Origin of the sequence: Nonomuraea sp. NPDC052265 (assembly GCF_044547985.1) — a bacterium.
Classification (GTDB): Bacteria; Actinomycetota; Actinomycetes; order Streptosporangiales; family Streptosporangiaceae; genus Nonomuraea.
On the sequence record NZ_JBIUBJ010000053.1, the window covers coordinates 1 to 10322 of the forward strand.

Consider the following 10322-nt stretch of genomic DNA (forward strand, 5'->3'; position numbering starts at 1 on the left):
TAAACCCCCGGCAAACAGCCTCAACCACAGCCAAAACGCACGGGGTATGCCTGTGCAAACGACAGGCAAGCCCCGTGCATTCCCCTCATGACCTGGGCGTACTCCCGCAAGCGGCCGGCCTCAGGGGGCGGGGCGGTCCTTCCGTCGCCGTCCGCCCGTCGGCCACCAGCCACTTGCAAGGGGATGCAAGCCCGTTCCCAGTGCCGTCCGAGATCGTTCTGTCCAGCGTCAGCGCGACAGACACGAGGTGAGGAATGGCGACGACGATCAGCGCGTCCACGCTCAACGGACGCCACCACAAGGCGGCACTCACGGTCTTCATGGTGATCGTGGTGGGCCACTGGGCCGAGCACCTGGTCCAGGCCGTGCAGGTCTATGTCTGGGGGTGGCCGCTGAGCGAGGCGCGGGGGGTGCTCGGCCTGCCGTTCCCGTGGCTGGTGACCTCGGAGTGGATGCACTACGGGTACGCGCTGCTCATGCTCGTGGGCCTCGTCATGCTGCGCAGGGGCTTCGCCGGCCGGTCGCGCACGTGGTGGAACATCTCCCTGGGCATCCAGGTCTGGCACCACATGGAGCACCTGCTGCTGCTCGTGCAGAAGATCAGCGGGCTCTACCTGCTGGGCCGGCCGGTCCCGACCAGCGTCCTGCAGATCTTCCTGCCCCGGATGGAGCTGCACCTTTTCTACAACGCGGTCGTCTTCGCCCCGATGGTGGTGGCGATGGTGCTCCACCGCCGCGCCTCCGAGCCCGGCGGGGCCGTCTGCACCTGCGCGGTGGCGCACTAGGTCATGACGGTCACCAGACGACGTCCGGGCGGGTTCACGGTGGCGCTGGCCGTTCTGGGACTGCTGCTGCTGTTCGTGTCCGTACCCGAGTTCGGCCCCGTCGTACGGGCCGCCCGCGCCGACGGGGTGAGCGGCGCGTTCACCGCCCGGGAGCTGCGGTGCGTGTCGCATCCAGGGCACGAGTCGTGCGTCTGGGCCGGGGACTTCGCCTCCGGCGACGGACGGATCCGGCGGCACGACGTCGAGCTGTACGGCAGCGACCGCGGCACCCTGGCGGCCGGACAGTCCGCCCCGGCCGTGGACACGGGCCGCGAGACCCGCGTCTACGGGCCGGAGGGCTCGGACGAGTGGCTGTTCACCGCGCTGCTCACGCTGGCCGGGCTGACCGTGCTGACGGTGGCGGCCGGACGGGTGCGGCGTCCCCGCGACTGAACCCGCCGCTCCCCGGAGCGGGCGATCACTCGTACGATTCCTCCAGCGTTTTCAGGATCTTGTGAGGTATGTGTTGTTCGGGATCATCCGTCCATGCGGTGAGCACGGGTGCGCGGCGGTGCGTACGGCGTGGCGGGCGCACCTGTGCGGGCTCTGCCTGACACTGCGCGACGGGCAGGGGCACGCCGCCCGGCTGACCACCAACTACGACACGCTGATCCTCTCGGTGCTCACCGAGGCCCAGCTTCCGGCCGCCGTGCCGCACCGGACGGCCGGGCCGTGCGCGCTGCGCGGGTTCCGGTCCGCCGACGTGGTGGACGCCCGCGCGCGGGGGGCCAGGCTGGCGGCGGGCGTGTCGCTCGTCCTGGCCGCGGGCAAGCTGCGCGACCAGGTGGCCGACCGCGACGCCGCCCCGGGCACGGCTCCGGCCCGCCGTCTGCTCGCGGCCCGCTGGGAGGCGGGCGGCGCCAAGTTGGCCTCCGGCGTCGGCTTCGACACCGCCGTGTTGTCGGCGACGGTCGAGCGGCAGCTCGAACGCGAGCGCCGGGCCCTCACCGCCCCGATGGAGGTGCTCGACCTCACGGCGCCCGCGGAGGAGGCGGTGGCGGCGGCCTTCGCCCACACGGCGGTGCTGGCCGGACGGCCGGGCAACGTGGAGGCGCTGGCCGAGGCGGGCAGGTTCTTCGGCCGGATCGCGCACCTCCTCGACGCCGTCGAGGACCGGGCGGCCGACGACGAGCGCGGCGCGTTCAACCCGCTGACCGCCACCGGCACCGGCCGCGAGCAGGCGCGGCGGCTCTGCGACGACGCCGCGCACGGGCTCGTCCTCGCGCTGGCCGACCTGGAGCTGGAGCGGCGGCACCTGGTGGAACAGTTGCTCGGCGCCGAGGTGCGGCGGGCGGTCGAGCGCGCGTTCGGCGCGGCCTCCTACCGGCGGCCCGGCCGGCTCCGCAGGTCGGTGGCGGGCGTGGCGACGTTCCTGACCTGCGGGATCTGGCGGCCGAGGTGGAGCAAGAAGGCGGGAAGGCCCTGCTACGAGCGCTGCTACCTGGACAACTGCAGCGGCTGCGACTGCCCCGACTGCGGCGGCTGCTGCGACTGCGGGAGCTGAGGCGGCCGGGGCGCCGTCGAGAGGGTCAGAGGGCCGAGATGTGGAGGACCTCGCCCGCCTTGTGGTAGCCGACGCGGGCGTAGACGCGGCCCGCCGCGTCGTCACCCGGGGTGAGGAACGGCATGGTGATCCCGGCCTCGACGCCGGCCCTGGTCAGCAGGGCGGTGACGGCTCCCCCGATCCCGCGCCGCCGGTGCGTGTCACGCACGGCGATGCCGGCGATCTCGGCGACGCCCTCCTGGGGGCCGCCGAGCTGGCCGGCGCCGACGGCCTCGCCGGTGCCGGCGTCGATGGCCGCGGCCACCAGGCCGCCGCGGCCGAGCACGCCACGCAGCCGCGCGACGTCGTGCTCGTTGGCCTCGGGCGCGTCGAAGGCCGCGTTCATCACCCGCGCGACCTGCCACAACTCCGGCTCGTCGGTGACGAGGGCGAGCCGTACGGCGGCGTCGGCGGGCGCCTCGACCAGCGATCCGGCCGGGCACACCAGCAGCGGGAACCGGCCCTCGACGGCGAACCCGGCGGCCAGCAGGGCCTGCTCCACCTCGGGCGCGACCTGCGGCACGTACTCCAGCCGGGGCGTCCTGCCCCGCTCGCGGAAGGCGGCGACCAGCGCGGCCACCTCCTCGCCGGTGGGCGCGAGGTCGTCGTCGGGGATGGCGTAGTTGAACGGGAACGCGTCGTCGTGCTCGTCGAAGCGGATCAGGAACGGCCCGGCCCGGTGCGCCCGGGTCCCGGCCGCCGCTCGGAGGTACGCGTGCACGTGGGCGCCCAGCAAGTGAAGTCCTCTCGGTTGTGTACGACCGTCACAAGGTAGGGCCGCGCCCACCGCCGGACAACCGGTTTACCCCATCCGTAACCGCTTTCCGGACATCGCCCCCAAGGTCATCGACATCCCCCCGACTCGGACCCTAGGTTGCGAAACGCTTCGACCAGCCGCGCACCTGGAAGGACAGCGCCCACTGGTACCGCGGGGTGATCGCCGCGAACGGCGTCGAGCAGGGTCAGGCGGCCAGCCAGAGGTCGGGGCCGAAAACCTCGTAGTGGATGTCGCGGGGCGCGACCCCGGCCTCGATGAGCTGGGCGCGGGCCTCGCGCATGAAAGCCAGCGGGCCGCACATGTAGACGACCGCGCCCTCGGGGATCCGCACGCCGGTCAGGTCCATGCGGCCGGTGCGGGGGCCCTCGCCCTCCTCGTACCAGAAGACGCTCCTGTCGCCGGCCAGGCGTTCCATGTCCGCGCGCAGGGCGTGGCCCTCCCGGGAGCGGTCGGCGTGCAGGACCAGGACGGCACGGTCGTCGGCGGACGCGGCCAGGTGCTCCAGCATCGCGACGATCGGGGTGCAGCCGATGCCCGCCGAGACGAACACCAGCGGCGCCCGGCCCGCGGCCAGGGTGACCTCGCCGAAGGGCGCCGACAGGGTCAGCTCGTCGCCGGGCCGGACGGTGTCGTGCAGCAGCGCCGACACCTCACCGTCCCGCTTGACGGTGATGCGGCGCAGGCCGTCGGCGCCGGCGCCGGACAGCGTGTACTGGCGGAGCTGGTGGACGCCGTCGGGCATCCGGACGCGGACGCTGACGTACTGGCCGGGCAGGGCGGGCGGCACGGGCTCGCCGTCCAGCGGGGCCAGCACCAGCAAGACCGCGTCGGCGGTCTCCGCCCGGCGTTCGGCCACCCGCCATTGCCGCCAGGTGCCGCCCTCGCGGGCGCCGGCCTCGGCGTAGATGCGGGCCTCCATGGCGATCAGCGCGCCGGCGAAGGCGGCGATCGAGCCGGCCAGGGCCCCCACGGACGCCGCCCGCCCCTGCGCGGTGAGCTGCAGCCCGCCGCCCCGCCCGCGCCTGGCCTCCACCACGCCCAGCTCGCTCAGCCGGGCCACCGCCTTGGCCGCGTGCGTGTACGGGACCGCGAGCATGCCGGAGACCGCGCGGGTGGTCAGCAGCTCCTCCTCCCGCGCGACGGCCAGGCGCATGACGATGCGCAGGGAGATGTCGGTGAAGGCGGTCAGGCGCATGTCTTCACGTTAGGCGCCTCCGGGAGGTCGCCGGGTCACCAGCGGTCGAGATGCAGGACCTCGTCCAGCGGCTGCCGCGCGGCCGGCCTGAAGGTCTCCCCCGTGAAGTACGCGGTGGGCAGCAGCACGCCCTGGCGCACCTCGGCCGGGATGCCGAGCAGCTCGGCGATCTCGCTCTCGTACTCCAGGTGCAGGGTGGTCCACGCGCTGCCGAGGCCGCGGGCGCGGGCGGCGAGCATGTAGCTCCACGCGGCGGGCAGCAGCGAGCCCCACAGCCCGGCCTGGTTGCCCTCGGGCAGGCGTCCGCCGGGAAGCTCGATCGCGCCGATCACCAGCACCGGGACGTCGCCCATGTGCTCGGCCAGGTAGGCGGCGCTGCCGCTGACGCGTTCCTGGGCCGCCACCCGCGCCGGGTCGTCCCTGAACATCGACCGGGCCGAGCCGCCGGAGGCGTAGTAGGCGTTCCACGACCGCAGGTAGTAGTCGCCGATCACCTTGCGCCGCTCGGGGTCGGTGACCACGATCCAGTGCCATCCCTGGCGGTTGCCGCCGCTGGGCGCCTGGAGCGCGACCTCCAGGCTCTCGCGGACCAGCTCCGTCGGGACCGGGCGGGACAGGTCGAGGCGCCTGCGCACGCTGCGGGTGGTGGTGAGCAGCGCGTCCGGGGCCAGTGGTTCGATCGTCATGGGCCCATCATGTCAACGCGGGCCCCGGGAATCCCGTAGCCCGTACGGCCCGGCCTGGGCCTGATTTCCGGCGTTCCCGGACGTATGATCACGCCAGCCGGACTCGCCCGACGCAACCGAAGGAGCCACCGTGGCCGACGACGAGCAGGGAACGCCTCCCCCGGGCGTGGACACGACCAAGCCCAGCGTCGCCCGTGTCTACGACTACATGCTCGGCGGCAAGGACAACTTCGAGATCGACCGCGAGGTGGCCCAGATGGCCCTCGGGATCGCCCCGGACGCCCCGCAGGCGGCCCGGTCGAACCGGGACTTCCTGGCGCGCGTCGTCCGCGACCTGGCCGTCGAGGTGGGCATCCGCCAGTTCCTGGACATCGGGTCGGGCCTGCCCACGCAGGGCAACGTGCACGAGATCGCCCAGGCGGCCGCGCCGGGCTGCCGGGTCGTCTACGTCGACCACGACCCGATCGTGCTGGTCCACGGCCGGGCGCTGCTCGCCGTGGACGACGGCACCACCGTCATCGAGGCCGACATCCGCCGGCCGGACGACATCCTCGACCACCCCGAGACCAGGCAGCTCCTCGACCTCGACGAGCCGGTCGGCCTGCTGCTGTTCGGGATTCTGCACCACCTGGCGGACGAGGAGGACCCGGCCGGCATCGCCGCGCGCCTGATCGCGCGGCTGGCGCCCGGCAGCCACGTCGCCGTCTCCCACTTCCACAACCCGATGGAGGAGCACCCGGAGGTGTCGCGACAGGCGTTCGAGGCCGAGCGGCTGTTCAACGACACCATGGGCACCGGGCGGTGGCGCACCCGCGAGGAGATCCTCGGCTTCTTCGACGGACTGGAGCTGCTGGAGCCCGGCCTGACGCCGCTGGCCGAGTGGCGTCCCGAGCCGGGGTACCGGCCGGCCCTGGGGATCACGTACCACACCTTCCTGGGCGGGGTCGGGCGCAAGCCGTGACCGTCAGCAGACGGCGTCCGGCAGGGCGATCGGCACCTGCTGCCGGTCGCCGGCGGTGAAGGAGCGGCCGAACACCTCGCACAGCCGCCGCCGCCAGGTCTCCACGTCCAGCCGGAGCAGGTCGGTGGAGTAGCCCGAGACGCTGTCGCCGCCCTTGAGCCGCAGCAGCAGCGAGCCGTCGGGCGAGATCTCCAGGAAGTCCTGGACCTGGCGGAAGGCGTAGCCCTCCTGGTAGGACACCTCGGACTCGCCGAGCCCGAAGACGCGGATCTGCCGCTCGTCGAACAGGAACAGCCGGCCCGCGTTCTCCGGCATCATCGAGGTCATGCGCTCGCCGCCGCGGATGTTCTCGCCCGCCGAACGCAACGGGCCGAGCACCTTCCTGAGCGGGTGGGTGAGCCAGACCTCGGGCAGCATGCCGTTGCGGAACAGCAGCAGGTGGGTTCCCGCGTGGTCGAAGACGAACCCGCTGACGGCGTCCGAGCCCACGGTCAGCCGCCGGTCCTTGACCTCCTCGCCGGTGCGCAGGTCGATCGTGCGCAGATAGTCGGCGCCCTGTACGGCGATCATCAGATGATCGGCGCTCCACGGGCTGACCTGCACCTCCGTCACGACCGAGCCGGGGCCGGCGACGTCGAAGGCGCTCTTGCGGCGGCCGGTGCCGGGCTCCCATCGCTCCAGGCGGCGGCCGGCGAAGGTGAACAGGTCGCCGTCCTTGAAGAAGTACGTCAGGTGCGCGCCCCGCGGCGGCCGGGCGGTGGCGACCTCGGTGACGGGGGTGAGCGAGGGCAGCGCGCGGACGGCGACCCTGGCGGGGGCGACGGCGTCGGCGAGGTAGCGTCCGGAGGCGTCCGCGACGGGGTCGCCGTAGGCGTTCAGGCCCTTCGGGCTCTTCGCACGGGGGACGTCGGCCAGGGTGCGCTGCGGCTCGCCGGTCTCCATGAGGCGCAGCCGGGCGCCGCCGTCGACCTGGGCGACCATCCGCTGACCGCCCTGGAGCAGCGCCGGGTTGCCGACGCGCTGCTCGCCGTCGCGCAGCGCGGTCAGCACCATGGTCTCGGGCGACCTGGTGAGCAGCTCCTGTGCGCCCGGGGCGCCCACCAGCGCGACCGGCGCCGCGTCGGTCTGGGCGTCGATCCAGGTGCGCGACAGGGTGACGCCCCCGGCCAGGTCGACCAGTTCCCAGCCGGAGGCGCCCTGCGCGGCCACCCGCCGCCCCTCGCGGTCGACGACGAAGGCGCCGCACGGGCGTCCGGCGCTGAAGCCACCCAGCCGCCCGCCGTCGCGGACCGCGTACCCCGCGTACGTGGCGGCGCGGCCGTCGTCGCTGGTCCGGCAGGTCACGGCGGTGGCGCCGTCGCCGGAGACGGCCAGGCCGTCGGCCGGACCGAGGGTGCGGATGGTGAGCTGCCGCCACACCGGGCTGCCCTTGCTCTCGTAGACCTTGGCCACGCCCTTCTCCCGGACGACCAGGGTGGTGGCGTCGGGGCCGAAGCGGACGAGGTCGGCGGGCAGGTCGTACACCCAGGTGCGGGCCGTGCCGGCGGTGCCGAGCGACTGCAGGACGAGCTTCTTCGGGCCGGCGGTCGCGATCCAGCCGTCCTCGCCGTCGGCCCTGATGTCGGCGCCGGGCTCGTCGGCCAGGGCCTGCCGGTCCTGGCGTTCCAGGACGTGCCCCTGGTCCAGCAGCTCCCCGTCGCCCGGATCGACGCGGTGCCAGACCATGCCGCCGTCTTCGAGGGCGTAGGCGATGAGGCCGCCGTCGGCGGAGACGGCGGGGTGGCTGGTACCGCCCCGATCGGGCAGGTGGGTGGGCCGGTAGCGGCCGTCGGGGCCGCGGGTGAACAGCGTGGCCCGTCCGGAGGCGGAGGTGGTCGTGGCCAGCAGGACGCGGGCGTCGTCGCTGGCGTCGGCGGCGGCGAGCGAGCCCAGCGCGCCCGTGGCCACGCCCTTGGTGTAGCGGTGCTCGACGTAGCGTTGCAGGAGCTGGGTCCTGGCCTCCTGGGTCGGGGCCGAGCGGTAGGCGCCGACCGCGAGCAGCGACGACAGCTCGGGGTCGCGTCCGGCCAGGTCGGCCGAGGCGCCCGCCAGGGCGCGGGAGCGGGACTCGGCGGCGCGCTGGGCGCCGATCCGGCCCTGGTAGAGCGTCCAGGCGACCAGCGAGACGACGGTCAGCAGCGCCACTCCCGCGCCGCCGATCGCGCCCCTGCGGCGCAGCGTGCGCCCGCGCTGACGGCGGCGGCCCTGGCGCAGGTAGTCGTGCTCGTCCTCGGTCAGGTCGGCGGGCCGCTCGGCGAGCCAGCGGGCGGCGGCGGCCAGCTCGGGCGGCCCCGGCAGCCGGTCGGGGGCCTGCCCGGCCTGCCGCCAGCGGCGCATGTCCTGGTGGAGCAGGTCGCGCCATTCCAGGAACTTCAGGTCCGCCGCCACGATCCCGGCCAGCCGGGGCCATTCGGCGATCAGCGCCTCGTGGGCCAGCTCCACGGTCTGGCGGCCGTCCTCGCCGGTGTCCATGACGAGCAGCCGCCCGGCCGCCAGGCGGCCGGCCGGCCGCCAGCGCTCCTCCCCCGCCTCCTCGCGGGCGACCCGCCTGCGCAGCGGCGCGTGCGCGCCGGCGGCGACCCGGACGAGCCGGGACAGCAGCTCCTCGCCGGCGGCGGTGTCCTGCTCGGGCACGCACGCCGCCCAGATCTGCTCGGCCTGCGCGCCCAGGGCTCCGCGCACGCCGCGGCACGCCTCGTAGGAGGTGTGGCTGATGCGGCCGCCCTGCTGCTCGTGCCAGAGGCGGTCGAGCAGGAAACCGACCAGCGGCAGGGCGCCGGGCGCGGTGCCGGCGTCGCCCAGGATGCGGTCGACCAGGCCGGGGTCGTACGTCACGGCGGGGACGGCGTCCAGCGGCGCCTCGACGACCTCCCGGAGCTGGTCGCGGGTCATGGGGGTGAGCCCGTAGGTCTCGCGGCCGAGCGCGCCGCCGAGGGCGGGGTGGGACAGGGCGGCGGGCAGGAAGTCGGCCCGCAGCGTGAACAGCACCCGGACGGCCGCGCACGCGCGGGCCGCGGCCAGGACCTCGGCCGCCTCGTCCGCCTGCTCCTCCACGCCGACCAGCAGTTCCTCCGCCTGGTCGACGACGATCAGCAGCCCGGTGGCGCCGGTGTCGCGCAGCACCTGGGCGACGACGTCGGGCAGCCTGCCGTTCCTCAGCGGCTCGCGCAGCGCGTCGGCCCTGGCCAGCGCCTCGGCCCCGGCCAGGCCGGGGTGCGACAGGGCGGACAGCTCGGCGGCGAGGGCGTCCGGCCAGGAACGCACGGCCGAGGGCCGCAGGACGACGATCTGGCAACCCTCGCGGCGCATCGCGGGCACGACCCCGGCCAGCGCCAGCGACGACTTGCCGCAGCCGGACGGTCCGGTGAGCGTCACCTCGGGGTGGGCGCGCAGGAGGCGCTGGATCCTGGCGGTCTCGGCGTCGCGGCCGAAGAAGACCGCGGCGTCGCCCTCGCGGAAGGCCGACAGCCCGCGGAACGGCGAGGCCGGCCGTACGGTCGCGGCCAGGGCGGGGACGGCGCGGGTGAGCGACCGGGTGGGGATCACGAACGCCTGGCGGGGGCCGCCGGGCTGGGCCGCGACGACCATGCCGACGACGTCGCCGAGCTCGACGTCCCAGACGGGGCTGCCGCTGAAGCCGCTCTCGATCGGCACGCCGCTGGGGTCGTCGGGGGCGCACTGGAGCCAGCCCTGCTGGGTGCCGCCGAGCAGCCGGCCGGTGTGCCAGCCGCCGCCGCGCAGGCCGTGCGGGAACCCGGCCACGACGACCCGGTGGCCCCACAGGCTGCGCGGCTCGGCCATGCGCAGCGGACGTCCGCCCGGGGGCGCGGCGTCCAGGCGCAGGACGGCGATGTCGCCCGAGCCGTCGTCGGCCGTCTGGACCCAGTGCTCGACGCGGGCGCGCACGGGCGCCGGGTCGTCGGCGAAGGGCAGCTCGACGGTGACCCAGGCGCCGGGCGGCGGCGGCCCCTCCGGACGGCCCAGAGCGCCGGAGACGACGTGCGCGCAGGTCAGGGCCCTGTCCGGCGCGATCAGGAAGCCCGCCCCCGCCACGGCCCCCTCCGGGCCGAGGACGCGCAGGACGGCGAGGTTCAGCGCCTCGTCGGGCCCTCGATCCATCACGTATCGTCACCGCCTCGTCACTCCGGTCGTCCGGTGAGCCAGTATGGCGGCTGGGCGGGGGCGGCGTTTGCCGTTCCTTGACATGCGAGAAGGGCGTTCCCCCTGATCGGGGAACGCCCTTCCTCGCAGACGCGCGTGTGTGTGGATTACTTCTTGACCGACAGCGGGGCCGCG

Annotated in this window: 8 protein-coding genes; 4 read left to right on the plus strand and 4 right to left on the minus strand. The window is 74.7% G+C overall.

From position 1 onward, the window contains the following. The first annotated feature begins 254 nt into the window (after window positions 1–254). The 3 genes from ACIHAD_RS48530 to ACIHAD_RS48540 all read left to right on the plus strand — a co-directional run bounded on the left by ACIHAD_RS48530 (window position 255) and on the right by ACIHAD_RS48540 (window position 2328). The gene (locus tag ACIHAD_RS48530; protein WP_397361690.1) at window positions 255–785 is read left to right on the plus strand and encodes a hypothetical protein; all 531 of its coding nucleotides are present in this window, start codon (window positions 255–257) and stop codon (window positions 783–785) included. Between the two features lie 3 nt (window positions 786–788). Continuing rightward, a complete protein-coding gene (locus ACIHAD_RS48535; protein ID WP_397361691.1) occupies window positions 789–1217 on the plus strand; it encodes a hypothetical protein in 429 nt (142 codons plus the stop codon). 70 nt (window positions 1218–1287) lie between these two features. Then, window positions 1288–2328 (plus strand): DUF5685 family protein, encoded by a 1041-nt coding sequence (locus ACIHAD_RS48540; RefSeq protein WP_397361697.1) that lies wholly within the window; start codon window positions 1288–1290, stop codon window positions 2326–2328. A gap of 25 nt (window positions 2329–2353) precedes the next feature. Here ACIHAD_RS48540 and ACIHAD_RS48545 read toward each other — a convergent pair whose 3' ends face one another. The 3 genes from ACIHAD_RS48545 to ACIHAD_RS48555 all read right to left on the minus strand — a co-directional run bounded on the left by ACIHAD_RS48545 (window position 2354) and on the right by ACIHAD_RS48555 (window position 5026). Next, window positions 2354–3103 (minus strand): GNAT family N-acetyltransferase, encoded by a 750-nt coding sequence (locus tag ACIHAD_RS48545; protein ID WP_397361692.1) that lies wholly within the window; start codon window positions 3101–3103, stop codon window positions 2354–2356. Between the two features lie 226 nt (window positions 3104–3329). Continuing rightward, complete coding sequence (locus ACIHAD_RS48550; protein ID WP_397361693.1) at window positions 3330–4340, minus strand: Rrf2 family transcriptional regulator; 1011 nt, start codon at window positions 4338–4340, stop codon at window positions 3330–3332. Window positions 4341–4375: 35 nt separating this feature from the next. Then, on the minus strand, window positions 4376–5026 hold the full coding sequence (locus ACIHAD_RS48555; protein WP_397361694.1) for a nitroreductase family protein: 651 nt from the start codon (window positions 5024–5026) through the stop codon (window positions 4376–4378). A 130-nt stretch (window positions 5027–5156) separates the two neighbouring features. On the opposite strand from ACIHAD_RS48555, the gene ACIHAD_RS48560 reads away from it, so the two are divergent. Then, window positions 5157–5987 (plus strand): SAM-dependent methyltransferase, encoded by an 831-nt coding sequence (locus ACIHAD_RS48560; protein WP_397361695.1) that lies wholly within the window; start codon window positions 5157–5159, stop codon window positions 5985–5987. A 3-nt stretch (window positions 5988–5990) separates the two neighbouring features. On the opposite strand, the gene ACIHAD_RS48565 is transcribed toward ACIHAD_RS48560, so the two are convergent. Then, the gene (locus ACIHAD_RS48565) at window positions 5991–10145 is read right to left on the minus strand and encodes a trypsin-like peptidase domain-containing protein (protein WP_397361696.1); all 4155 of its coding nucleotides are present in this window, start codon (window positions 10143–10145) and stop codon (window positions 5991–5993) included. Window positions 10146–10322: the final 177 nt, after the last annotated feature.

What these genes read in the sequence shown, in the direction of transcription:
- ACIHAD_RS48530 (WP_397361690.1), top strand. Translation starts at nt 255, where the DNA reads ATGGCGACGACGATCAGCGCGTCCACGCTCAACGGACGCCACCACAAG.
- ACIHAD_RS48535 (WP_397361691.1), top strand. Translation starts at nt 789, where the DNA reads ATGACGGTCACCAGACGACGTCCGGGCGGGTTCACGGTGGCGCTGGCC.
- ACIHAD_RS48550 (WP_397361693.1), bottom strand. Translation starts at nt 4,340, where the DNA reads ATGCGCCTGACCGCCTTCACCGACATCTCCCTGCGCATCGTCATGCGC.
- ACIHAD_RS48555 (WP_397361694.1), bottom strand. Translation starts at nt 5,026, where the DNA reads ATGACGATCGAACCACTGGCCCCGGACGCGCTGCTCACCACCACCCGC.
- ACIHAD_RS48565 (WP_397361696.1), bottom strand. Translation starts at nt 10,145, where the DNA reads ATGGATCGAGGGCCCGACGAGGCGCTGAACCTCGCCGTCCTGCGCGTC.